21 protein-coding genes are annotated in these 24322 nt (G+C 67.9%); 13 read left to right on the forward strand and 8 right to left on the reverse strand.

The genetic code is table 11. From position 1 onward, the window contains the following. Nucleotides 1-222 precede the first annotated feature (222 nt). Together D0B54_RS06230 and D0B54_RS06235 are read left to right on the forward strand one after the other, a co-directional pair. Nucleotides 223-666, forward strand: coding sequence for a c-type cytochrome (locus tag D0B54_RS06230; RefSeq protein WP_162932247.1), 444 nt, complete (start codon nucleotides 223-225; stop codon nucleotides 664-666). Nucleotides 667-816: 150 nt separating this feature from the next. Further along, nucleotides 817-1272: a VOC family protein gene (locus D0B54_RS06235; protein ID WP_117290229.1), complete on the forward strand. Its 456-nt coding sequence runs from the start codon at nucleotides 817-819 to the stop codon at nucleotides 1270-1272. A gap of 15 nt (nucleotides 1273-1287) precedes the next feature. Here the strand turns inward: D0B54_RS06235 and D0B54_RS25155 are convergent, their stop codons facing one another. After that, a complete protein-coding gene (locus D0B54_RS25155; RefSeq protein ID WP_117290231.1) occupies nucleotides 1288-1788 on the reverse strand; it encodes a GNAT family N-acetyltransferase in 501 nt (166 codons plus the stop codon). Between the two features lie 265 nt (nucleotides 1789-2053). Between D0B54_RS25155 and D0B54_RS06245 the strand changes: the two genes are divergently transcribed. Beyond that, nucleotides 2054-4312, forward strand: coding sequence for a DUF349 domain-containing protein (locus D0B54_RS06245; RefSeq protein ID WP_117290233.1), 2259 nt, complete (start codon nucleotides 2054-2056; stop codon nucleotides 4310-4312). Nucleotides 4313-4362: 50 nt separating this feature from the next. On the opposite strand, the gene D0B54_RS06250 is transcribed toward D0B54_RS06245, so the two are convergent. The 3 genes from D0B54_RS06250 to D0B54_RS06260 form a co-directional block, all read right to left on the reverse strand. Then, a complete protein-coding gene (locus D0B54_RS06250; protein ID WP_117290235.1) occupies nucleotides 4363-4572 on the reverse strand; it encodes a hypothetical protein in 210 nt (69 codons plus the stop codon). Between the two features lie 149 nt (nucleotides 4573-4721). Continuing rightward, on the reverse strand, nucleotides 4722-6791 hold the full coding sequence (locus D0B54_RS06255; RefSeq protein WP_117290237.1) for a TonB-dependent receptor: 2070 nt from the start codon (nucleotides 6789-6791) through the stop codon (nucleotides 4722-4724). A 37-nt stretch (nucleotides 6792-6828) separates the two neighbouring features. Continuing rightward, nucleotides 6829-7755, reverse strand: a complete 927-nt coding sequence (locus D0B54_RS06260; RefSeq protein ID WP_117290239.1) for an alpha/beta hydrolase — start codon at nucleotides 7753-7755, stop codon at nucleotides 6829-6831. Between the two features lie 107 nt (nucleotides 7756-7862). Between D0B54_RS06260 and cynS the strand changes: the two genes are divergently transcribed. Further along, the gene (gene cynS / locus D0B54_RS06265; RefSeq protein ID WP_117290241.1) at nucleotides 7863-8306 is read left to right on the forward strand and encodes a cyanase; all 444 of its coding nucleotides are present in this window, start codon (nucleotides 7863-7865) and stop codon (nucleotides 8304-8306) included. A 230-nt stretch (nucleotides 8307-8536) separates the two neighbouring features. On the opposite strand, the gene D0B54_RS06270 is transcribed toward cynS, so the two are convergent. Next, nucleotides 8537-9904, reverse strand: coding sequence for a DUF1329 domain-containing protein (locus D0B54_RS06270; RefSeq protein ID WP_117290243.1), 1368 nt, complete (start codon nucleotides 9902-9904; stop codon nucleotides 8537-8539). Nucleotides 9905-10048: 144 nt separating this feature from the next. Beyond that, a complete protein-coding gene (locus D0B54_RS06275; RefSeq protein WP_117290245.1) occupies nucleotides 10049-12775 on the reverse strand; it encodes a LuxR C-terminal-related transcriptional regulator in 2727 nt (908 codons plus the stop codon). A 120-nt stretch (nucleotides 12776-12895) separates the two neighbouring features. On the opposite strand from D0B54_RS06275, the gene D0B54_RS06280 reads away from it, so the two are divergent. The 9 genes from D0B54_RS06280 to D0B54_RS06320 all read left to right on the forward strand — a co-directional run bounded on the left by D0B54_RS06280 (nucleotide 12896) and on the right by D0B54_RS06320 (nucleotide 22089). Further along, the gene (locus D0B54_RS06280; protein ID WP_117290247.1) at nucleotides 12896-14143 is read left to right on the forward strand and encodes an acyl-CoA dehydrogenase family protein; all 1248 of its coding nucleotides are present in this window, start codon (nucleotides 12896-12898) and stop codon (nucleotides 14141-14143) included. A 12-nt stretch (nucleotides 14144-14155) separates the two neighbouring features. After that, nucleotides 14156-15391: a thiolase family protein gene (locus tag D0B54_RS06285; protein WP_117290249.1), complete on the forward strand. Its 1236-nt coding sequence runs from the start codon at nucleotides 14156-14158 to the stop codon at nucleotides 15389-15391. Between the two features lie 5 nt (nucleotides 15392-15396). Further along, nucleotides 15397-17004 (forward strand): AMP-binding protein, encoded by a 1608-nt coding sequence (locus D0B54_RS06290; RefSeq protein WP_117290251.1) that lies wholly within the window; start codon nucleotides 15397-15399, stop codon nucleotides 17002-17004. An 11-nt stretch (nucleotides 17005-17015) separates the two neighbouring features. Next, nucleotides 17016-18140, forward strand: coding sequence for a saccharopine dehydrogenase family protein (locus D0B54_RS06295; protein WP_117290253.1), 1125 nt, complete (start codon nucleotides 17016-17018; stop codon nucleotides 18138-18140). A gap of 55 nt (nucleotides 18141-18195) precedes the next feature. Beyond that, the gene (locus D0B54_RS06300; RefSeq protein ID WP_117290255.1) at nucleotides 18196-18696 is read left to right on the forward strand and encodes an acyl-CoA thioesterase; all 501 of its coding nucleotides are present in this window, start codon (nucleotides 18196-18198) and stop codon (nucleotides 18694-18696) included. A 123-nt stretch (nucleotides 18697-18819) separates the two neighbouring features. Next, on the forward strand, nucleotides 18820-19017 hold the full coding sequence (locus D0B54_RS06305) for a hypothetical protein (protein WP_117290256.1): 198 nt from the start codon (nucleotides 18820-18822) through the stop codon (nucleotides 19015-19017). A 19-nt stretch (nucleotides 19018-19036) separates the two neighbouring features. Continuing rightward, complete coding sequence (locus D0B54_RS06310; protein ID WP_117290258.1) at nucleotides 19037-19510, forward strand: MaoC/PaaZ C-terminal domain-containing protein; 474 nt, start codon at nucleotides 19037-19039, stop codon at nucleotides 19508-19510. Beyond that, nucleotides 19507-21189 (forward strand): alpha/beta fold hydrolase, encoded by a 1683-nt coding sequence (locus tag D0B54_RS06315; RefSeq protein WP_117290260.1) that lies wholly within the window; start codon nucleotides 19507-19509, stop codon nucleotides 21187-21189. The genes D0B54_RS06310 and D0B54_RS06315 overlap by 4 nt, the downstream gene beginning before the upstream one ends. A gap of 9 nt (nucleotides 21190-21198) precedes the next feature. Beyond that, on the forward strand, nucleotides 21199-22089 hold the full coding sequence (locus D0B54_RS06320; protein WP_117290262.1) for an alpha/beta fold hydrolase: 891 nt from the start codon (nucleotides 21199-21201) through the stop codon (nucleotides 22087-22089). A gap of 18 nt (nucleotides 22090-22107) precedes the next feature. On the opposite strand, the gene D0B54_RS06325 is transcribed toward D0B54_RS06320, so the two are convergent. Both D0B54_RS06325 and D0B54_RS06330 read right to left on the reverse strand, forming a co-directional pair. After that, entirely contained in the window at nucleotides 22108-22857 is a 750-nt protein-coding gene (locus tag D0B54_RS06325; protein ID WP_117290264.1) for an SDR family NAD(P)-dependent oxidoreductase, read from the reverse strand. 200 nt (nucleotides 22858-23057) lie between these two features. Then, nucleotides 23058-24254, reverse strand: a complete 1197-nt coding sequence (locus D0B54_RS06330; RefSeq protein ID WP_162932248.1) for a helix-turn-helix transcriptional regulator — start codon at nucleotides 24252-24254, stop codon at nucleotides 23058-23060. Nucleotides 24255-24322: the final 68 nt, after the last annotated feature.

Raw genomic sequence — 24322 nt, forward strand, 5'->3', positions numbered from 1 at the left:
TCTGTAAATGGTGAGTTGGCTAGCCTTGCGAGAGTTACAGCCCCTTTCCCGGCAACCGCTCCATGCGTTGCCCTACCTCGGTGATCCATCCTCTCGCAGGCCCTGAGGACCACCCTCTCCCGCGTGCGGGAGAGGGGACAGGAAGACTGTGCAGCACGCGGCTTCGGCCCCCTGGCGCGATCCTTGCTCCTTCCCGAACTCCACGCCCCGGTCCTTTCCGCAATGCTTCGCCACCTGTCTGCGCTTCTCCTGCTATTGCCGTGGCCAGCGATAGCCGCGGACGGGGCTGCCCTGTACGCGCAGCGCTGCGCCGTCTGCCATCAAACGCAGGGTCAAGGCATTGCCGGCCACGCCCCGCCGCTGACGGGAATGGAGCAGTGGCTGGCCACCGAAGAGGGGCGCACCTACATCGCGCGCGTCGTCATACATGGATTGGCCGGACCGATCACGGTCCGCGGACAACCCTATTCCGATTTGATGCTGACCTTTCGCTGGCGCTTGCAGGATGACGATCTGGTCGCGGTGCTTCGCTACGTCGCGGAGACATTGAATGAGCCGGCGGCAGGCTACAAGCCGATCAGCCTGGAAACGCTCAGCGCCGCGCGCGCGGCATCTGGCCGCGATGTGGACAGCCTCGCGCTGCGAGCACGACTGCCCGAACGCTGAGGTCGCTTGCGTCGCCATTCGGGGACGTCGCGAACAGCGCCTCCTGGCGCCTGGCAGAGCCCGGGCGGGTCAAGACCCGCTCTTGAGTTGACGTGCCCGGCAAGCCGGGTTACCCAGCTCATGTAAAACCTCAGACGCCAAGGAGACATCATGACAGTCAAGCGTATGGACAACGTTGGCATTGTGGTGCAAGACCTCGATGCCGCCATTGAGTTCTTCACCGAACTTGGCCTTGCCCTCGAAGGTCGCATGCCCGTCGAAGGCGAGTGGGCTGGCCGCGTCACCGGAGTGCGCGGCCAGCGCGTCGAGATCGCCATGATGCGCACCCCCGACGGCCACGGCCGCGTCGAGCTCTCGCGTTTCGACGCCCCCGCCATCGCGTCCGATCACCGCACAGCGCCCGTGAACTCCTTGGGATACCTCCGCGTCATGTTCGCCGTCGAGGACATCGACGACACCCTCGCCCGGCTCAGCGGGCTCGGTGCGACGGTGGTCGATGAAGTCGTCAACTACGAAGACATCTACCGGCTCTGCTACATCCGGGGTCCCGAAGGAATTCTCATCGGGCTCGCCCAGCAACTCGAGCAGGGCCCGGGCGGGTCTTGATCCGCCCCATTTGAACTAAGCAGCCCTTGGCGATTGCCCGCTTTCGGGTGGTGTAACGGCTTTTGTCATGGGAACGCACGCCAACTCGATCCCTCGGGGAGATTTATAGATCTCGACGGAATCCCCGATCCAGCCACAATGGCGATAGAACGGCGCAGCATTCAGCGTAGCGCTCAGATTCATGGAAACAATCCCATGCGAATGGGCAAGACGCTCCAGGAAATCCATCATCTGCCGACCGATTCCAAGGCCCATGTGCGACGGCCTGACGAACATTGCGTCCACTTGCCCGGTCGCAATGTTCAACATCCCGGTTACCGCAACGAGACCTCCCTCATCCCCAACGTGGAAACTCTGCTCTACGGCGTCCGCCCACACGTCGTTGGGTGCGCCAGATGTCCATATGGTCAAGAGGTCAGCGGGGTAGTATTGGGTGCAAGCCTTCAATATGGCTTCCTTTCGGATGTCCCAAGCCGCCTGAGCGTCAGCCCTCGTCGCTTTTCGGATTTTCATCATCCTGGAATGCTACCCACTAACAAGATTTAGTGTCGTGGTCGACCGCTCCTGGCACCAGCCGGCCTGCGGCGACCGGCGGTGACCGTCGCAGCCGGGGTCACCCGGGTGACGTCAAAGCGCAGGCAAAAGCAGCCGATGCGGGTCTTCCAGCGCAGGTAGAATGCGGCCTGCCCCAATGCTGCCCAGGTCAACAATGTCGTTATTCTCGCGCTTGTTTCGCAAAGTGCCGTCGCTTTCGCCCGTTCCGGCCTCAGTGCCTCGATCGGTGTCGTCCGAGAAGGTCGGGAAGGCTCTTCCCAAGCCGGGCGCAGCGGACCGCGCGCTGGCCGCTGCTGCCGAGGAGGCCGCTTTGCAGGCGGCCATCGATGCCCGGGACGTCCAGGCGGTGGCCCGGCTGGTCATTGACGGGGCATCGACCAAGGTTCGCCAGGCGGCGGCGGCCGCAATCGAAGATCCGGACGTGCTGCGGCAACTCATCCGCGATGCCCGCGGTGGCAATGACAAGAGTGTCTACAGGATCCTGACGTCCAAGCGCGACGTCCTGCTCGAGCAGGCCCGCAAGCTGGAGCAACTGCAGGCCGAGATCATTGCGGCCTCGGCAGCCCTCGAACGTCACAGCCAGCGCTCGTACGACGCCTCGTACGGCCCGAGACTGGAACAGTTCGAGAGTCACTGGAAAACGGTGGCCGCGCAGGCTGATCCGGAACTGCGCGATCAAGTCCAGCAATGGATCGACCGCTCACGGGAGACCATTGCCGAACACCTGCGCGAGGTGGCGGCTCAGGCATCGCGTGAGCAGGCAGCCGCCGACGCAGCGGCGGAGGCACGGCGCCTGCGCGAAGAGCAGGCACAGGCAGCCGCCGCGGCTGCAGCCGAGCAAGCGCGGGTTCTCGACGAGCAGAAGCGTGCGCTGTCTGAAGAACGGCAGGCCGAGCAGCAGGCTGTTCGCCAGATCGACGAATTGATCCGCAAGGCACGTGCTGCGCTGAAAGACGGCAGCAGCTCCCGCGCCGCCGGGGTGCGGAAAGCCATAGAGGAGAAGCTGGCGGGGGCTCCACCCCTGCCCGCCAACCTGACCAGCCAGATACAGCAGCTCGACAAGCAGCTCGACGAGTTGAAGGACTGGAAGAGCTTCTCGGTGGCGCCGAAGCGCGCCGAACTGATGGAGGAAATGGAGTCGCTCATCGGCGTGGCGCTCGATCCGGTGGCACTCGCCGACCGGATCAAGAGCCTGAAGGATGAGTGGCGCAGCCTGGGCAAGGGCGCTGGCGAGAATGCCGAAGCCGATGAGCAGCGTTTCCAGGAAGCAGCCCAGAAGGCGTATCAGCCATGCAAGGAGTACTTTGCTGCCCAGGCCCTCGTCCACAAGGAGAATCTGCAGCGTCGCGATGCCCTGCTCGCCGGGTTGACTGCGTTTGAGGCGGCCCACCACTGGGAGCAGCCTGACTGGCAGGCCGTCATCAGGGCCCTGCGCGAGACGAAGCAGGAGTGGCGCAACTGCTCGCCCGTGGATCACCGCGCCGGCAAGAAGCAGCAGGAGGGGTTCACGGCCCTCACCGCGAGCCTGCAGGGCCGGCTGGATGCCGAGTACGCCCGCAACGTGACGCAGAAGGAGTCGCTGATCGAGCGTGCCCAGGCTTTGCTCGCGAGCGACGATGGCCGCAAGGCAATCGAGGCGGCCAAGGAGCTTCAGCAGAAGTGGCGGACCGTGGGCCCTGTGCCGCGCGAGGTGGATCAACGCCTCTGGGGGCAATTCCGCCAGCACTGCGACGCCGTGTTCCAGAAGCGCGAGCAGGAGTCAGCCGCCTATACGGCCGGGCTCGAGAGCAACAAGAGGCAGGCCCTTGCCTTGTGCGAGCAGATCGAGAAGATCGCCGCTCTCGAGGGGGCGGAGTTGCTGGCGAGCGCCGCAGCGCTGGTCGAATTGCGAAGTGCCTTCGAAGCGCTCGGCGAATTCCCGCGTGCGGAGTCACGTGAGCTCCGCAACAGGCTTGATCAGGGTCTGGATCGCTACAGGAAGTCAGTTGCGCGCCAGCATGTGCGTGACGCCGAACGTGGTTGGGACGATCTGTTCGAAGCCGCCAACCACGTGCGTGCCTACAGGCTCGCCGCGGCACGCAGTCTGGACACGGAGCAGCTCGACACTTTGAAGGCGGCTGCCGAAACCTGCATCGCCTCCGTCCAGCGATGGCCCAGGAGCGGGCTCGACGCCCTCAGGCAGGGGCTCGCCCGTGAGCGCTCCGCAGATCTCGCGGCGAATGAGACCGCTCTGAAGATGCTCTGCATCCGGGCGGAAATGCTGACGGACATGCCGACGCCACCGGAAGATCAACCCTTGCGTCGCGAATATCAGCTGCAACGCCTGGTGCAGAGCATGGGCCAGGGTCTCAGGGCTGATGAGATGCAACTGGATCCCCTGGCGATCGAGTGGGTCGGTGTCGGCCCCGTAGAGGACGCGGCATACGAGCCACTGCTGCAGAGATTCCGGCGCTGTCGCGACCGGGGCCACTCCAGCGGTCGATAGCCCAGGTGGTCGATATCCGGCAAAGCCCTCCCCGGATCGCGGGGGAGGGCTTACGGCAGGCCCGTAACACCCTTCACAATCATCACGATAGCGCACCACCAGCCGGTCACGAACATGCTGGCCAGCAGCATGTCGCCGCGGCGGCTGCGGGTCTTGAGGTCGCCAGCGGCCAGCGGGGCGGCCCGGTCCAGCAGGCGGAGGGCGAAGTTTGCCGGCATCAGGATGATGATCTGGGCCAGCGTGGACATGATCGGGTTCATGGCGGTTCCTTTGCCGGGAGGGTGTGTGGTTCTCCCTTGCAAGCTATTCAACGGCAAAGGGGCGCCAGAATTCAGTCGGCAAAACCTACTGGTTCATGCCGTCATCGTTCTGGCGCTACCGTCTGTCCGCAATGCCCTCCAGACCGGGTTTACCAGTACGCCGTCAGGCCCAGCCTGACCGCCCGGGGCTCCGCCGGGTGGAAATGGCGGTCGTCCCGGCCATCCGGGAACAAGGGATCGTCCGCGGGGATTTTCGAGGTGTAGTAGTACTCGATGTCATTGACCTCGCGGTCGAAGACGTTGAACACGTCCAGCGCCAGCCGCAGGCGGGGCGAGAAGGCGTAGCCGCCGCGCAGGTTGACCAGGGTGGAGGAACTGGACCGCTCCGAGTCGTCCTCCAGCAGCGGCCGGCTGCCCAGGTAGCGCAGGCGCGCCCCGCCGAACCAGCCGCGCCAGTCGTTGAGCACCACGCCGAGCGAGGCGGTGCGCTCGATCGCCCCGGGGATACGGTCGTCGGGGTTGCCGTCGTCGAAGCGCGGACGCGACCAGGCGATGTCGGCATCCACGATCAGGCCCCTGCGCGGCGTCCAGTAGTTGGAGAACTCGATGCCCTGGCGCCGGCTCGGCCGGGTCGCCTCGGTGTTGCCGGCGTCGCCGATGAACAGCAGTTCCGAGTCCAGGTCCAGCTGCCACAGCGTCAGCGCAGTCTGCAGCGCCGGCAGCGGCCGCGTCTGCAGGCCCAGTTCGTAGGACTTCGCGCGCACCAGCAGGTCCACCTTGTCGGCCGGTTCCGGCGGGTTGCTGCCCGGCACCACGGTGATCGTCGCGCCGCGCGCATCGTTGCTGTGGAAGCCGTAGCCGCCGTTGAGGAAGATGCTGGTCTTTGCCAGCGGTGACCAGATCAGCGACAGCTTGGGCGAGACGATGGCGTCGTCGTCCTTGCCGGAGTTGGCGGCGTTGTCCGAATCCACGTCCACGCGGTAGTGATCCGCACGCAGGCCCAGCACGCTGCGGAAGGCCGGGTTCCACTCGATGCCGTTGCTGTACCAGGCGCCGGCACTGAGTTGCTCCACGCCGTCCTCGCGCACCGTGGACAGCCGCTGCCGCTGCGCCGTGCGGTGCAGGCCCACCTCGCCGATATCGTCGTAGCGCAGGTCCAGCCCCACGCGCTGGTGCATGTGCCTGCCCAGCCACTCGCCGTGGCGCTCGTGCACCAGGCCCAGTCCGCCGTAGCGGCGCTGGTCCACCTGCTCGAACTGGTCGCCATCCACCGGGTTGTCGAGGAAATAGGTGAAGTTGGAGAACAGGTCCAGGTCGTAGTCGACGAAGTAGGCGGTGGCGCGCGTCTCCGACTGCTCGCCGCCCCGTGCCCAGTCCAGCGACAGGCTGGTGCGATGGCTGTCGCCGCCGGTGGAATCGTCCAGCGAGTCGTAGCGGCCAATCTGGCCGCTGTCGACCACGCGCTGCGGAATCTGGTCGGTGGCGGTCCAGCGGTTGCTGTAGGCCATGCCGGTGACCGACCAGCTGCCGGCGTCGTTGCTGAAGCCGTAGCGCAGCAGCGCGTTGTATTTCTCGGTGTCTTCCGGCACGGTCCAGGGGCCGTCCTGGGTGCTGGCCTCCAGGGCCGCCAGCAGCCTGCCTTCACCGAGCTTGCCCGAGCCTGCGCCCAGCAGGCGCCGATAGCCGTCTTCGCCCAGTTCCAGCGTCGCCAGCGGCCGCGGCAGCTGGTTCATCAGCTCGAGGTGCGCCGCGCCTGCGGCGGAGAAGTCGCCCTCCTCGGCGTAGTACGCGCCCTTGCGATACTCGATGGACGACACCAGCTCCGGGATCACGAAGGACAGGTCGGTATAGCCCTGGCCGTGGCCATGCGTCGGCATGTTCACCGGCATGCCCGCCACGGTGGTGCGGAAGTCGGTGCCGTGATCCAGGTTGAAGCCGCGCAGGAAGTACTGGTTGGCCTTGCCGTCGCCGCTGTGCTGCGTGACGATCAGGCCCGGCACGATCTCCAGCAGTTCGCCCGGCCGCAGGCGCGGGCGGTTCGCCAGCTGCTCGGCGGTGGCGGTGCCCTCGCTGGCGCTGCTGCGCTGCGTGTCCTCGGCGCTGGCGCTCACTTCCACCGGCGCCAGTTCCACCGGGTCAGCCGTCTGCAGGCCACCGGCGGCGGCGCCGCCGCTGGCCAGGACAAGAATGGCGGCCGCACTCCTCCGGGGATGACTCATGCGCGTCTCCTCGATTCTTATGATGTTTACAGTCTATCTAATTCTGTAGCGACTTCCGCAAGCCCTCGGCGCAACGGCCCAGCGCCTCGTCTGCGGCGCCGATCGCACCGAGCATGTTGATGAAGCCGTGGATCTGGCCGGGATAGTCCAGCACCTCCACCGCCACGCCGGCCTCGCGCAGGCGCGCCGCATAGGCCAGGCCCTCGTCGTACAGCGGGTCGTAGCCGGCCACCAGCACCGTCGCCGGCGGCAGGCCGCGGAAGTCCGTGGCACGCAGCGGCGACACGCGCGGGTCGTTGCGCACCGAGGTATCGGGCGTGTACTGGTCGCCGAACCAGCGCATCAGGCCGGCGGTGAGGAAGTAGCCCTCGGAGCGGCTGCGGCGCGACTCCGTCTCGGCCGCGAAGTCGGTCGCCGGGTAGATCAGCAGCTGGTGGCTGATCTTCGGCCCGCTGTCACGGACCCATTGCGACACCACCGCGGAAAGATTGCCGCCCGCGCTGTCGCCGGCCACCGCGAGGCGCGTGGCGTCGCCGCCGATGTCGGCGGCATGCTCATGCACCCAGCGCAGCGCCGCCAAGGCGTCTTCCACGGCAGCGGGGAAGGGCGCTTCCGGCGCGCGGCGGTAGTCCACCGACACCACCACCGTCTCCGCGCGCTTGGCCAGGCAGCGGCAGACGTTGTCATGCGTGTCCAGCGTGCAGCCCACGAAACCGCCGCCGTGATAGAAAACGGTCACCGGCAGTTTCTTCGCCTCGCTGGGCCGGTAGATGCGCAGGCGCAGCCTGCCGCCCGGCCCCGGAATGTCGCGTTCCTTCACCTCGGCCACCTCGTCGCCGGGCGCGAACAGGCCCGAGCGGTCCATCACCGCGCGGTAGCCTTCACCGGTCAGGGTCGCGAAGTCGAAGGGACGCAGCCGTGACAGCGCCTGCAGCATGGCCTGCGCCTGGGGATCGAGGGTCATGGGGAGTCCGGGTCCTGGAAGGCCCGCAGCTTACGCGGCCCGCTGGCATCGTGCTTGCGTGTGATGGGCTGCCCTTGCACCCCATGTCACCACAGGAAAAACCGAACATGACCCGCGACGAAGTCACCGCCGCCATCCTCGAAGCCAAGCTCGCCAAGGGCCTCAAATGGGCCGACCTGGCCACCGCCGTCGGCCACAGCAAGGAGTGGGTCACCGCCGGCCTGCTCGGCCAGATGACCTTCACCCAGGCCGACGCCGAAAAGCTCGGTGCCCTGCTGGAGCTGCCGGCCGCCGCCGTCGCGCAGCTGCAGGTCGTGCCCTACAAGGGCTCGCTGCCCTCGGCCGTGCCCACCGATCCGCTGGTCTACCGCTTCTACGAACTGATCAGCATCTACGGCACCACGTTCAAGGCCCTGATCCACGAGGAATTCGGCGACGGCATCATGAGCGCCATCGACTTCTCCATGGACCTGCAGCGCGAGCCCGATCCCAAGGGCGACCGCGTCCGCATCGTCATGAGCGGCAAGTTCCTGCCGTACAAGACTTACTAGCTTCTGTATCCCCTCTCCCGCTCGCGGGAGAGGGAACTGAAACGCCAGAACCTCAGCGTACCCGCCTGGGAAAGAGGGCGCAGAGTACCGGAGGTCCTGCGGAGTTGTCCCGGGGAAAGGGACGCCTCCGGGTATGCCTGGACAAGCCCTGCAAAAGAGATTGCCGCCCTCGCGGGCGGCAATCAATGAGTCGGCCGATCGCAGCGGAGGTCTGGCCGACGCAGAAGCTCTTACTTGGTCGTCATCTTCTGCACCGAGCTGGCGCTGAAGTAGTCGTCCTTGAACGAGACGCTGACGTCGTTGGGCTTGTCCTCGTTGAAAGCGGCGGTCACGAAGTAGCGACCCGAGGTGAAGTGGTAGATCACTTCCGGCACCGTGGTCGCCGCCAGGATGTTGTAGGCGAAGATCAGGTGGCCTTCCTGGAACTGGTAGAGCTCGTCGCGCTTGTCGTAGTCGTCCACGGCCACGATGTTCCAGCTGTCCTCGTCGATGTAGAAGCGGCGCTTCTTGAAGGTGTGGCTGGTACCCTGCTTCAGGTCGGCCTCGACCACCCAGACACGGTGCAGCTCGTAGCGCGGCAGATCGGGATTGAGGTGCTTGGGCTTGGCCAGGTCCTTGTACTTGAGCTTGTTGCCGGAAATCTTGTTGGAGTTGTACGGGATGAACATCTCCTTCTTGCCGACCAGCTTCCAGTTGTAGCGCTCCAGCACGCCGTTGAACATGTCCACCTGGTCGTAGAACTGGTGGCCGTCGGTGCCCTCGTAGGGATTGTCGCAGCAGACCGTCGGGGCGCGGCGGATGCGCTTGAGGCCCGGCGAGTACAGCCAGGCGGCGCGGCCTTCCGCACCCGTGCCGGCCTTCTCGTGCACCAGGATGAAGGTGCCGGCCATGCGCGGCGGCTCCACCGTCTTGGACAGGTACTTGAGGAACTCGCCCGAGTTCTTCGTGACCGGCACCGGGCTCTTGATCGACGCGTAGCCGAAGGTCACGTCCTCGATGATCTTGGTCAGCTGGAACTGTCCGTTGGGCTGCACGATCATCTGGTTGTTGAAGCGCGTCTGCGCCTCGCCGCGCCACTTCATCTTGTGGTTCCAGATCGGCTCGGCGCCGGTCTTGGGAATCGGGAAGGGGAAGCCCAGCTTGCAGTTGTCCGGCGTGTCGGTGCCGACCATCTCGCAGTTGACCGCATTCTCCGCCGTCGCCTTCAGGATCGCCTCCGGGAAGTTCACCACGCGGTGCGACGGATACACGTTCATCTTGTAGCTGTCGTAGGTCTTGAGCAGTTTCTTGTGCCCTTCCGTCAGCTTGGCCGCGTACTGCTCCATGTTGGCCTTGGTGATCGTGAACAGCGCCTTCTCGGCGTCGATCTTCGCGTCATTGGGGAACTCGCCCTTGAGCGCACCTCGCTGTGCCGCCGGCGTCCAGGCCGGGATGCTGCCGTCCTTGTTGGGGCCTTTCTCGGCGCCGACCGGGGTCAGTTCCTGGCCGAGCTTCGCCGCTTCGGCAGCGGGGACCTTGGCCAGGACCGACGGCGAAAGACTGAACGCCGCAGCGGCAAAGCCCGCCAGCGCCAGCGCCTTGAACTGGGTGTACTGCATTACATCTCTCCTGTCGTGACCCGCTGCTTGTGGGCGAGGCAAGAGTGGCGCAGGACAGGGGCGGGCGCCCCTAACTAGGGTTAGGTTTTCATCGCTCTTCGATCCTGCCGGGTACGGTTGCCGCGGATGCAGGGCCGCGGCGGTTCACTTCTTTACGCCCTCGGCGCCGAGCAGGCCCAGGCTACGTGCCTTTGCCAGAGCGCCCGAGCGATTCTTGCTGCCGAGCTTGCCGTAGATGTTGTGCAGGTGCCACTTCAGCGTGCCCTCGCTGATGAAGATCGACTCCGCGATTTCCCGATTGCTGAGGCCGGAGTCGAGCTGGCGCAGGATCTTCAGCTCGCGCTTGGTCAGCTCCTCGACCAGCCCGGAGACCGGGCGCGCCGCGGCCCCGCCGGCGGGTTCCAGCAGGCTGCGCAGCAGGCCGGCGACTGCCGGATCGCGCGACAGCGCAGTGCCGCCGCGCTGCGCGATCGCGGCGACTTCCGCGGCGTCGTCCAGGAACAGGCGCCGGTACCCATGTGCCGTGCCCAGTTGCAGGGCCTCGCCCAGCGCCGCCGCCGCCGGTTCCGGGGCACCGGCATGGCGCTGCGCCGCCGCGAGCAGCAACAGCAGCTCCGCCTGGCGGCGCAGCAGCCCCTTCTCGCGGGCGTGGCGTAGAGCCGACTCCAGCGGCCGGACTGCGCTGGCAGGGTTGCTGTGCAGCAGCAGCCGCGTCGCGGAGCGCGAGGCCTTCTCCGCCGCCATGTCCCAGCCCGTGGCCGCTTCGACCGGCCGGTCGATGCCGTAGCGCCCGGCCAGCGCCAGCGCCGCATCGAATTCGCGTGAGCGGCAGCGCCAGCCGCATTCCTCGGTGGCCAGGGTGATCTCCACCCGCGGCAGGCCGCGCCGCGCCGCCGCCTCGCGTCCCGCTTGCAGGCTGGCGTAGCCGGCCTCGGCATTGCCCTGCAGGAACTGCAGGCGCGCCTGCGTCAGCCAGGCCATGATCAGCACGTCGGCGGTGCCGTACTCCTCCAGGTTGACCAGGCCGACCTCCAGGTGGCGCAGCGCCTGCTCGGTCTCGTCGAATTCGTAAGCCACCGCTGCCAGGATCACCTCGAAGACGCTGGCATGGCTGCGATGGCCGTCGAGCTTGTCGCGCAGCAGCTCCAGCCCGGCCTGGCAGCAGCGCCGTGCATCACCGTAGGCGCCGCGCTTCATCAGCAGGAACGCTTCGACCGTGTAGCTCCAGGCCAGGCCGTAGTAACCCTGGTGCGCCTGCAGCACGCGCCGGCCCTGCTGCATCGCCTGCAGGCCCGCATCGATGTCGCCGCAGCTCTTGTGGCCGAAGGCCAGCGAGTTCCATGCCGAGCCGAGCTGCACCGGCGCCGCCTGCGGCCAGCGCTCCAGCCAATGCTGCGCCGTCTCGCGCACCTTGCGGCCCTCGTCGCCGAGGGCCTGGGCGAGGACCTGTTGCAGCTCCAGCGCACAACGGATCGTGTCGATGCCGTCGCGCTGTGCCGCGGCGTCGGCGGTTTCCAGGCGCGTCAGCAGGCGCTCCAGATGACGCACCTGCGCCTGGGCCTGGTCCAGCCGCGTCGCGAACAGCAGCGAGAGGGCATAGTTGATGCGGATCGTCGGGTAGCGGTCCATCCACTCGTGCGGGATCGCGTGCATCCAGCGCAGCACCATCTGGTGATACCCGAGCCGGTGAGAGGTGTCCTCGACGGTTTCGGCCAGCCATTGCGTGGCCGGCTCCCAGGCCTCGGCGCGGATCGCGGCATTGATCGCATCCTCGGTGTGGCCGCGCTGCTGCAGCCACTGCGCGCCGCGCAGCAGTACCGCCGCGCAGTCCTGTGGCTGCGCCATCCGGTAGCGCCGGCGGAAATACTCGCCGACCAGCTGGTGGAAGCGGAACCACTCGCCGCGACGGTCAAGCGCGATCAGGAACAGGTTGCGCGCCTGCAACTCGGCCAGCAGTGTCTCGGCCCGGTCGTTGCCGGTGGCGGCGCGCGCCAGTGCGCCGCCGATGCGATCGAACTGCGCGGCCTGGAACAGGAAACACCGCGTGGTCTCGTCGAGCCGGCTCAGCACCACGTCGCCGAGGTAGTCGATGAGACTCTGGTCGGAGCCGGCAAAGGCTTCGATCAGCTGTTCGCGATCCGGCGCGCCCTGCAGCGCCAGCGCCGCCAGTTCCAGCCCGGCCGGCCAGCCCTCGGTCTTGCGCACCAGCTGCATCAGGTCCTGCGCCGACAGCTCGCCATCCAGGCGCGCCTGGCAGAAACGCCTGGCCTCGTCGTAGTCGAACGTCAGGTCGTGCTGCGAAAGTTCGAACAGGCTGCCGCGCACGCGCAGGCCGCCGAGACGGACCTTGGCGTCCTCGCGCGAGCCGATCAGGAACTGGATGCGTTTCGGTGCGTAGTTGAGCAGCCATTCCACTACCTGCAGGGCCTCGGCGTTGTGCAGGCAGTGCAGGTCGTCGAGGAACAGGGCGATGCGCCGTTCCACCCGCCCCAGGTCGGCCGCCAGGGACTCGAGCACCAGCTTGGGGGCGCTCGCCGGCCCGTCCAGCTGCGCCGTCGCATCGGCTCCGATCTCCGGCGCCACCGTCTGCAGCGCCCCGACCAGGTAGCGCAGCAGACGCGCCGGATCGTTGTCGTCCTCGTCCAGCGACAGCCAGGCGCAGAGGGTGTCGCGCTCGCCGAGCAACTGGAACCAATGGGCCAGCAGCGTGGATTTTCCGTAGCCGGCCGGCGCGACGACGCTGGCCACGGTGGCCTGCCCGGCCAGCAGCGCCGCCGGCGGGTCCAGGCGCGGCCGCGGCAGTGGCCGCTGCGTGCCCCCTCCGGGGAACAGCTTGGCCTCGACGAGCGTGATCTGCGCACTGGCGGTCATGGCCGCTCCTGGTCGGTGTCTCCTCCCCCAAATCCTAACTTCAGTTAGGTCTTTTGGCAGCGGTTGGTTCCCAAAGTACCACCCATCGCCGCCACACGGCAGCAACCGAGGAGAACACACATGGCATACGACGGCATCCGGGTCCAGCTGGGCCCCACGGGGCTGGAACCCCAGCAGAGCGAAACGGAGGAGGCCATCCTGACCGGTGTCCGCCGCTTCGCCGAAAAGGTCATGCGGCCGATCGGCCGCGAACTCGACGAGCTGCACGACCCCAACCAGGTGATCGCGCCGGGCTCGTCCCTGTGGACCCTGCTGGGCGAGTACCAGAAGCTGGGCCTGACCGTCGGCTCGATCTTCGAGCTGCCGGCCGAGGAGCGCGGCCGCATCATGTCCACCGCCTTCGAGGAACTGGGCTGGGGCGACGGCGGCCTGGCGATCTGCCTGGCGGCCTCCACGGTGCCGTGGATCGTGATGCACGCGATGCAGAACCAGACCCTGCTGGAGCGCTACCCGGAGGATCGCGTCGGCTGCTGGGGCATCACCGAGCCCGACCACGGCTCCGACATCCTCGATTTCGGCCGCCAGACCGCGCAGCCGGGCTCGTCCTACGGCAAGCCCAACTGCGTCGTCCGCATCGACGGCGACGAACTGGTCGTCAGCGGCCAGAAATCCGCCTGGGTGTCCAACGGCCCGATCGCCGGCCTGTGCTGCCTGTTCGCCTCGCTGGACGACGGCAGCGGCGAGTTCAAGCAGTGCTGCGTGATCCTGCCGCTGGACCGTCCCGGCGTGTCGCGCGGCAAGGTGCTGGACAAGCTTGGCCAGCGCGCCCTGACCCAGGGCGAGTTGTACTTCGACGACGTGCGCGTGTCGCGGGACCACATGGTCGCCGCGCCGGGCGAGCCGTACCACGCCGCGATCTACGCGCTGCTGGCCGAGGCCAACTGCATCATGGCCTCGATCTGGACCGGTGCCGCCCGCGCCGCCTACGAGCACGCCCTGGAGTACGCCCACACGCGCAAGCAGGGCGGGGTGCCGATCATCCGCCACCAGAACGTGCGCTACCGCCTGTTCCACATGTTCCGCAAGGTCGAGGCCTCGCGCGCCCTGGCGCGGCGCGTCATGTACTTCAACCACACCAGCCCGGTGCCGGCGATCCAGGGCTCCATCGCCGCCAAGATCACCGCCACGCAGACCGCGTTCGAGGTTGCCTCCGAGGCCATCCAGATGTTCGGCGGCAACGGCGTCACCCGCGAGTACCCGGTGGAGAAGCTGCTGCGCGACGCCCGCTCCTCGATGATCGAGGACGGCTGCAACGAGTTCCTCGCCATCAAGGGCGGCACCTACCTCGCCGACCCGGTGCGCTACTGAAGCGATGCCGCCATGAAAACCAATGCATACGTCGCCGGCGTCGCCATGACGCGCTTCGGCAAGTTCCTCGACCGCGGCCTCAAGTCGCTCGCCGCCGAGGCCATCGGCGGAGCCCTGCAGGACGCCGGCCTCGAAGCCGCCGATCTCCAGGCCGCCTACATGGGCAACGGCGCCGCCGGCGTCACCACCGGCCAGGTGCTGATTCCCGGCGAGGCGGTGCTGCGCGGCATGGGCATCGGCCGCATTCCGGTGATCAACGTCGAGAACGCCTGCGCCACCTCCGCCACCGCCTTCCAGCAAGCCGCTCAGATGATCACGCTCGGCGTCTACGACGTGGTCCTGGTCTGCGGTTTCGAGAAGCTCTACAACGAAGACAAGCGCAAGACCTTTTCGGTGTTCCAGGGCGCGGTCGACCTGGAAGCCATCGACGAGGTACTGGCCGGCCTGGCGCAGAACATGAAGGACACCGGCGCCACCGGCGACCTCGAGGGCGCCGGCACCAGGCGCTCGCTGTTCATGGACCTGTACGCCAGCATGGCGCGCAGCTACATGCAGCGTACCGGAGCCACCGCGAAGCATTTCGCCATGGTCTCGGCCAAGAACTCGCTGCACGGCAGCCTCAACCCCAAGGCGCAGTACCAGGACCGCCTGACGGTGGAGGAAGTGCTGGCCGCGCCGATGATCGCCGACCCGATGACCCTGCTGATGTGCTCGCCGATCGGCGACGGCGCCGCCGCGGTGGTGCTGGTGTCCGAGCGCAAGGCCCGCGCCATGGGGCTCAGGGACAGGGTCCGCGTGCTGTCCTCGGTGCTGGCCTCCGGCTTCGACTATGCCGCAGGGCAGGAGACCGTGCCGGAGTACGCCGCGCGCCTGGCCTACGAGGCCGCCGGTGTCGGCCCGCGCGATCTCGACGTGGTCGAGCTGCACGACGCCTCCTCGCCGGCCGAAGTCATCTACTACGAATACCTCGGCCTGGCGCCGAAGAACGAGGGCGCCGCCCTGGTCGAGAGCGGCGCCACCACCCTGGGCGGCCGCATCCCGGTCAACACCTCCGGCGGCCTGCTGCGCAAGGGCCATCCCATCGGCGCTTCCGGCGCCGGACAGATCGTCGAGCTGGTCGAGCAGCTGCGCGGCCGCGCCGGCGGCCGCCAAGTGGAGGGCGCGCGCACCGCGATGGCGGAGAACGGCGGCGGCTTCATCGGCAACGACGTCGCCGCCATCGTCATCAGCGTGCTGCAGCGGGAGTGAAGAACATGAGCAGGCATTCCGAACTGACCCTGGCGGGCATCCTCGCCAACCGCGCCGCCGAGCGCCCCGACCTCGACGTGCTGACGATCGAGGGCGGCGGCAAGCGTCCGGACGAAGTCCGCAGCTATCGCCAGCTGTGGAACCACGGCCGCTCGCTGGCCGCCGGGCTGACCGCGCTGGGGCTGCAGCAGGGCGAGCGCTTCGCGCTGCTGATGGCCAACCACGCCGAGTTCGTCGAGGCGATGGTCGCCGCGGCGGTGTCCGGTACGGTGTTCGTGCCGATTGACCCGCGCACCCGCGGCGACAAGCTGGCCTACATGCTGCGCTTCGCCAACTGCCGCGGCGTCATCGCCGCCGACTACGCGCTGCCGAACCTCGCGGAGGTCCACCGCGATCTTCCCGAGCTGAAATGGATCGTGGGCCTGCCGACGGACGAGGGCAAGGCCTTCGACGACACGCTGCGCCAGCACGGCGTCGTGCCCTGGTCGCAGCTGCTCTTGGCCGACCCCGAGAGCGTCACTCCCGTCGAGTTGCCACCGGAAGCGGCGATGCAGCTGATCTACACCTCGGGCACCACCGGCGATCCCAAGGGCATCGTCATGACCCACCGGCGCTATTGCGAGAACGCCGCGGTCGCGCCCCGCCTGTTCGGCTACCGCCCGGACGACCGCCCGTATTCCGGACTGTCGATGACCCATGCCAACGCCCAGGTCCTGACGCTGGGTTCGGCGCTCGCCGCCGGCCTGCGCTGCGTGCTGTCGCGCCGCTTCACCAAGTCGCGGCTGTGGGACATCACCCGCCAGTACGGCTGCACCAGCTTCAACCTGCTCGGCGGCATGACCACCGCGGTCTATGCCGACCCGCCGAAGCCCGACGACGCCGACAACCCGGTGCGCTTCATCGTCTCGGCCGGCATGCCGGCGGCGATCTGGGCGGACTTCGAGCAGCGCTTCGGCGTGCAGATCCTGGAGTTCTACGGCGCCGCCGAGGGCGGCCTGACGGTCAAGCCCCTCGGTGCCGGCCCGGTCGGCTCCATCGGCAAGCCGATCCCGACGCTGCAGCACCGCATCGTCGACGACGAGGGCCGCGATGTACCGCGCGGGCAGCCGGGCGAGCTGCTGTTCCGGTACGCCGACGGCTCGGACTTCAAGGTCGAGTACCACCAGAACCCGGAAGCCAGCGCCAGGAAATGCAAGGACGGCTGGCTGCACATGGGCGACGTCGTCACCGAGGATGCGGACGGCTGGCTGTACTTCCAGTTCCGCAAGGGCGGCGGCATCCGCTGCAACGGCGACTTCATCAACCCGGCTTTCGTCGAGAAGGCGATCGCCGAGTCGTCCCAGGTGGACGACGTCTACGTCTATGGCGTGCCGGCGAAGTCCGGCGTGCCCGGCGAGAAGGATCCGGTCGCCGCCGTCGTACCGAAGAACCCCGTGGGCTTCGATCCGCAGGCCCTGTTCAGGGCCTGCCGCAAGAAGCTCGAGGCCAACTTCGTTCCGCGCTACATCCAGGTGCTGGAACAGATTCCCAAGACCGCCTCGGAAAAACCCCAGGAGCGTTTCCTGATCGAGGCCTTCGAACGCAACCCCACCCAAGTCCATACCGAAACCTGAGGAGAATCACCATGTCCAACTCACGCAACATCGTCGTCTACGGCGGCAGCGGCTACACCGGCAAGCTGATCGGCGAAGCCCTGGCCCACCGCCGCATCCCCTTCTACTTCGCCGGCCGCAATGCCGACAAGCTGAAGAAGAACCTGGACATCATCCGCGAGCGCATGGGCGCCGACGCCTGGAAGCTCGACGCCGAAGTCGTCGCCGTCGAGCACGACAAGGCCGCGGTGCTGCCGCTGTTCAGGAAGGCCAAGGTCGTCATCAACGTCGTCGGTCCGTTCATGCAGCTGGCCTGGCCGATCGTGGAAGCGTCGCTGGAAGCCGGCTGCCACTACATCGACACCACCGGCGAGCAGGACTGGACCAAGGCCATCGGCGAGAAGTACGGCGCCCCGTTCGCGGCCAGGCAGCTGCTGCTGGCCCCGGCCACCTCGTTCATGTGGTCTGCCGGCGCCATCGCCGCCGAAGTCGTGCTCGAGGACCCGGAAATCGACACGCTCGACATCCTCTACCAGGTCGATAACGGCCTGCCCTCGGAGGCCTCGACCAAGTCCTTCCTGCGCATGGTCTGCAGCGAGACCGCGCAGTACTACGTCGAGCAGAACGAGTTCAAGGCCTGGCCGAACGACAAGGCCTACCTGGTGACGCTGCCGTACCGCAACCAGCTGGTGCACGCCCATCCCTGGGGCGGCGCCTGCGAGCCGATCTGGTTCAAGGACCGCCTGCGCAACATCAAGGTGCTGACCGCGATCGGCGAGCACCTGATCGACGGCGTCATCACCGCGATCAAGGCCTTCAACGAAAAGGCTCCGGGCCTCGACCAGGCCGGCAAGGAAGCGCTGACCAACGCCATCGGCGACCAGATCAACACCGGCGAACCGCCGAAGGACGATCCGGACGTGCAGCGCGGCGTGATCGTGGTGCATGGACAGAGCCGCACCAAAACCAGGACCTACGTGATGAACCTGTCGGCGGCCTACACCTGGACCGGCGAGATCTGCGCCGAGAGTGCCGAGCGCATCCTCAATGGCCAGCTCAAGGCCGTCGGCTTCCAGCCGGTCAGCCGCGCCTTCGGTCACCGCGAGCTGATCCGCAAGTTCAACGCGATGGGCTACACCAGCGCGCTGCCCGACTGAGTCCTGGCGGCTACCGGGCGCCCCCGGCGCCCGTAGCCGCCGCCGGAGCCCCGACATGGATCACCCCAGCCACGAATTGAGCATGACCCTGCTGATGACGCCCGACACGGCCAACTTCACCGGCAACGTCCACGGCGGCAACCTGCTGCATCTGCTGGACCAGGTCGCCTACGCCTGCGCCAGCCGCTACTGCAGGCGCTATGTGGTCACCCTGTCGGTCGACCAGGTGGTGTTCAAGCAGCCGATCCACGTCGGCGAACTGGTGACCTGCCTGGCCGCGGTCAACTACACCGGCAACACCTCGATGGAAATCGGCATCCGGGTGGTCACGGAGAACATCCAGACCCAGGTGCGGCGCCACGCCAACAGCTGCTACTTCACCATGGTCGCGATCGACACGCAGGGCAAGCCGGTCGCGGTCCCCCGGCGGCTGCCGTCGACCGCGGACGAACACCGCCGCCACCAGGCCGCCCGCCTGCGGCTGCAGTTGCGCCGCGAGATGCAGCAGCGGCAGGAGGCCATCCAGCAGGCCGGCGAGGCCACGGCGGCGGCCTGAACGGCAGGGGCCACGGCGACCGGATTCCCCCAAAAACCTATCTAAGGTTCGGTGCGCAACCCACCCCCGGTCACCCATCATTTCATCGTCCGACATGGACTTGCACACCCAGGAGCTAGAGTCATGATTCCCCATTTCGCCTTCTCGGATTATCCGCAGCGCGTGCGCCGGCTGCCGCGGCTGCCCTCGGCGGCCCGCAACGGCGCGCCCCTCGGCCGCAGCCCCGCCCGGGTCCGCCCGCAGGTCGTCGAGACCGCGGATGCCGGCGAGTACCTGCCGGCTTACCTGAGCCTCATCGGCCGTCATTTCGGCCGGCCCTGAACGGAAGACGGAGAACGCCATGCTGACGGACTACCGCTTCGATACCCTGCCCGGGCAGGTCGGCCAGGAACTGGGCGTCACGCCCTGGATGACCGTCGACCAGACGCAGATCGACCAGTTCGCCGAGTGCACCGGCGACCGCCAGTGGATCCACGTCGACGTCGAGCGCTGCAAGACCGACAGCCCCTACGGCCGTCCCATCGCGCACGGCTTCCTGACGCTGTCGCTGCTGGCCAGGCTGCTGATGGACCTCGGCCTGGTGCCGCCGGACGTCAGCCAGGCGATCAATGCCGGCGTCAACAACGTGCGCTTCAAGACTCCGGTACGCGCCGGCGCCCGGGTACGCGCCCGCGCCCGCATCGCCAGCGCCGAGCGCAAGGGCGAGGGCCGCATCCTGGCCACCGCCAGCGCGGTACTGGAAGTGGAAGGCGAGAAGGACCCGGCGCTGGGCGCCGACGTCACCGTCATGTTGTTCCGCGGAGCCCAGCCATGAGCAAGACTCCACAGGAGCGCATCGCCGCCCACAGCGCCGAGGTGATTCTCGGCCCCAATCCCTTCGTCGGCTTCCGTGCCCGCGACGTCGCCCGCGAAGCCTTGCGCGTGCTCAAGCTGGCGGCCGCGCAGCCGCGGCTGACGGCCAGGACCGCCACCAGCCTCGGCCGCGAGCTGGCCCGCGTGCTGGGCGACCGTTCGCAGCTGGCGCCCGCGCCCAAGGACCGGCGCTTCGCCGACGCCGCCTGGAAGGACGATTCGCGCTACCGCCGCTGGCTGCAATCCTGGCTGGCGCTGGAGCAGGCCGTCGGCGAATGGCTGGAGGCGCAGCAGCTGCCGGCGCACAGCCGCGCCCGCCTGCAGTTCATGACCTCGCTGCTGACCGACGCCGTGGCACCCTCCAATTTTCCGTGGCAGCCGGAGGCGGTGAAGCGCTTCCGCGAATCCGGCGGCCACAGCGCCGTCGAGGGCCTGAAGAACCTGTGGCGCGACCTGCGCGAAAACCGTGGCCTGCCGGCCCAGGTCGACAAGAGCCGCTTCAAGGTCGGAGACAACCTTGCCAATACCCCCGGCAGCGTGGTGTTGCGCACCGAACTGATGGAGCTGATCCAGTACCGGCCGACCACCGCCGAGGTGCATGAGCTGCCGGTGCTGATCGTGCCGCCGCAGATCAACAAGTACTACGTCTTCGACCTGACGCCGGAAAAGAGCGTGGTCCGCGGCCTGCTGGAGCAGGGCCTGCAGGTCTTCGTGATCAGCTGGCGCAATCCGGAGGCCGAGCACCACGACTGGGGCCTGGCCGAATACGCCGCCGCGATCGACACCGCGGTCTCGGCGATCTGCAACCTGGGCGCGGTGCAGCGCGTCAACCTGGTCGGCGCCTGCGCCGGCGGCATGACCCTGGCCAGCTATGTCGCCGCGCGCGCCGCCGCCGGTGACGCCCGCGTGCACTCGCTGACGCTGATGGTCAACGTGCTCGACGTGTCCGCCGTCGGCGACACGCCGATGGGCCTGTTCGCCACGCCGCGCGCCATCGCCGCGGCCAAGCGCTACTCGCAGGCCAAGGGCGTGCTCGACGGCAAGGACATGGCCGCCGCCTTCGCCTGGCTGCGCCCCAACGACCTGATCTGGAACTACTGGGTCAACAACGTGCTGCTGGGCAATGCGCCGCCGGCCTTCGACGTGCTGTACTGGAACAACGACAGCACACGCCTGCCGGCACGGCTGCACGGCGAGTTCATGGACATCTACAACGGCAACGCGCTGACCCGGGCGGGCCTGCTGCGCCTGCACGGCGTACCGGTGGACCTGGGGCGGGTCAAGTGCGACAGCTACCTGCTCGCCGGCACCACCGATCACATTACGCCCTGGAAGGCCTGTTACCGCAGCACCCAGCTGTTCGGCGGCCGCAACACCTTCGTGCTGTCCAGCAGCGGCCACATCCAGAGCATCCTCAACCCGCCGGGCAACAAGAAGGCGGAGTTCTGGACCGGCGGCGACACCGGGCCCGATGCCGAGGTCTGGCAGGCCGGCGCCGAGCGTCACAGCGGCAGCTGGTGGCCGCACTGGCATGCCTGGCTCAAGGCCCGCAGCGCTGCGATGCGCGCGGCGCCGGCAGAGGAGGGCAGCACCGATTACCCGGTGCTCGCGGCAGCACCCGGCCGGTACGTGCTGGGCTAAGCTCCGGGCGTGGACCTGAGCAAAAGGCTGGACGAGGCACGTGCCTGGGGTTCCGGCCTGGAGCGCCAGCGCGCGGCCCTCGCGGCCAGCGGCGTCGAGATCGGCTTCGCCACTGTGCGCGGCCTGCGTCTGCGCTATGGCTGGCGCCCGGGGCAGGGGATGCCGCTGCTGTTCTGCAACGGCATCGGCGCCAACATCGAGTTGGCGCTGCCGCTGGTGCGCGAGCTGAAAGACGTTCCGGTGCTGCTGTTCGACATTCCCGGCACCGGCGGCTCGCCGCCGGCCTGGCTGTGGCCGACGCTGGCGCAGTACGCGCGCTACGCCGTCGGCCTGCTCGACGTGCTGGGCCATCGCGGCCCCTTCACCGTAGCGGGCGTGTCCTGGGGCGGGGGGCTGGCGCAGCGCATCGCCTACGACTACGGCGAGCGCGTGCGCGGCCTGGTACTGATGTCCACCAGCCCCGGCGTGACCATGGTGCCGGGCCGGCTGTCCGCGCTGCTGCGCATGACCACGCCGCAGCGCTACCTGTCGCGCAGCTACATGGCGCGCAATGCCGCGACGATCTACGGCGGCGAGATGCGGGGCCGCCCCGACCACGCCATCGCCTTCGCCGGCATGACGCGAGCCCCGCATCGCCGCACCTATCTGCAGCAACTGGCCGCGATGCTGACGTTCTCGAGCCTGCCCTGGCTGCACCGCGTCCGCTGCCCGGCCCTGGTGATGACCGGCGACGACGATCCGCTGGTGCGCCCGGTCAACGCCCGGATTCTCGCTGCGCTGCTGCCGCAGGGCCGGCTGCACGTGGTGCGCGGCGGCGGCCACCTGTTCCTCGCATTGCAGCCGCAGGTGGCCGGTCCGGTGATTCTCGACTTCCTCGCCGGGGCCACGGCGCCGGCCTGAGGGCCATCTCCGCGGGCACTAACGTGCCAGAAACCCGCCGTCGGCCGCCATCAGCGCGCCGGTGACATAGGAGGCGCGCGGCGAGGCCAGCCACAGCGCCAGTTCCGCGATCTCGCGCGCCTCGCCGGCGCGCCCGGCGGGCACCGCCATGGCCATCATCTGGCGGCCCTGCTCGGCACCGAGCACATCCTTGGTCATCGCCGTCTCGACGAAGCCGGGGGCGATGGCATTGCAGCGGATGCCCTGCGCCGCGTATTCCACCGCCACCGTCTTGGTCAGCCCCACCACGCCGTGCTTGGCCGCGACATAGCCCGGCACGCCGGCAAAGGCGATCTGTCCGGCGATGGAGGCGGTGTTGACGATGCTGCCGCCGCCGGTCTTGAGCATGGAACGCACCTGTGCGCGCATGCAATAGAACACGCTGGAGAGATTGATCGCGATGATGCGATCCCACAGTTCCAGCGGGTAGTCCAGCGTGCCCGGCGGAATCGGCCCGTCGGAGATGCCGGCGTTGTTGAAGGCGATGTCGAGGCGGCCGTAGGTCTGCTCCGCCAGCTCCACCAGCGCCGAGCACTGCTCGTGCTTCGACACGTCGCAGCGCTGAAACACCGCCGCCGGCAGTTCGGCCGCCAGCGCCGCACCGGCCTTCTCGTCGATGTCGGCCAGCACCAGCTTCGCGCCCTCCTCGGCGAAACGCAGCGCGGCGGCACGGCCGATGCCGCTGGCAGCGCCGGTGATGAGGGCAACCTTGTCTTTGAGTTCGTTCATTCTGAAATCCGGGGCAATACAAAAAAACCGTTCATCGCGAGTAGCGCCGCGTCCCTCGATACAACCCGCCAAGGCGGGTCACTCGGGATGATCGGACCGTCGCGTATCGAGGCACCGCGGGAGGCTGGTGCGGAACGCAAGCTCCCGGCGTTCACGACGTTGCTCGTCGTGAACGGGAAGTTATCTGGAGGAAACGCGCTTCAGCTCAGCGAAACCACGCTGTTCAACAGCGTCCGCACCAGCTTGGTCTGCCGCGTCACACCCGTCTTGCAGAAGATGAAACGCAGGTAGGTGCGCGCCGTGGTGCGCTTGACGTTGAGCTTCTCGGCGGCTTCCTCCACCGTGAGACCGTCGGCCAGGCACTGCGCCAGCGCCGCTTCCATGCGCGTCAGCCCGAACAGCCGGCGGATCGCTTCCTCGGAGGCCTTGCCGCTGCATTCCGGGTCGCGCAGGAACATCACCGCCACCGGGCGCTGCGCGCTGTCGTGCGGCCAGCTGCTGACCGGCGCTGGTTTCACCACCACGCCCAGGTTCATGCGGCCGGAAGGCCGTGTCACCGACAGCGCCTCGATCAGGCCCGGGTCCACCGGCGCGCCGGAGCAGACCTTGCGCACGATGCGCTGCAGCTCGCGGCCCTCGTCGTTGCGGTCCAGGCACAGCGTGCGGCCCTGCAGGCGCATGCCGTCCTTCTCGTTGAGGATGCGGCGCGCCTCGGGGTTCACCTCGATCACGTCACCGTTGTGGGCAAAGCTGACCGTGCCCAGCAGCATGCGGTTGACCGTGCCGGCATAGAGCTGGCGCTCGCATTCCAGCGTGTCGATCTGCGCGTGCAGGCGCACCGCGCGCTTCAGGTGCGGCAGCAGGGCCCGGCACAGCGCCTTGTCGCTGTCCGAGAACGGCGGCGCGTCGGACGAGCGCGAGATGCGGAAGCGGCACTCGATGCCCTCCTGTGTACGCAGGTCGGCGCCCACCAGGTGCTCCACGTTCATCGGGCGCAGATACTCGCGGTACAGCGCGCTCTCGGTCCAGCGGCTCGCGCCCACCAGTTCCTCCGGCGTGATCACCTGGCCTTCGGGCAGGCCCACGAAGGGGTCCAGCGCGAAGAAGTGGCTCTGGTAGGACTCCGTGGCATCGGCCGCGGCCGAGTCGGTGTTGAGCATGAAGCCGGCCGACTGCGAGGAGGGCGGGCGCAGGATCATCGTCACGTGCATCGCGCCGAAGGTCTGCTGCAGCAGGCGCAGCGCGGTCTGCCAGGGCGTGGTTTCCATCGGCCCTTCATAGATCGCGTCGAACAGCGCGTTGAGGCGCTCGAATTCCATCGACACGCCGCCACCGGCCACAAGGCCCTTCGGCATCCGGTTCGGGCGGGGTTCGCCCGGAGTGATCAAGCGCAGCATTGCAGTTCCTCCTCGCACCGGTGAGGGGGCACCGGCAACGACAGGTTTAACCGAGGGGCCAGACCCCC

The organism is Solimonas sp. K1W22B-7, assembly GCF_003428335.1.
Taxonomy (GTDB): domain Bacteria; phylum Pseudomonadota; class Gammaproteobacteria; order Nevskiales; family Nevskiaceae; genus Solimonas_A.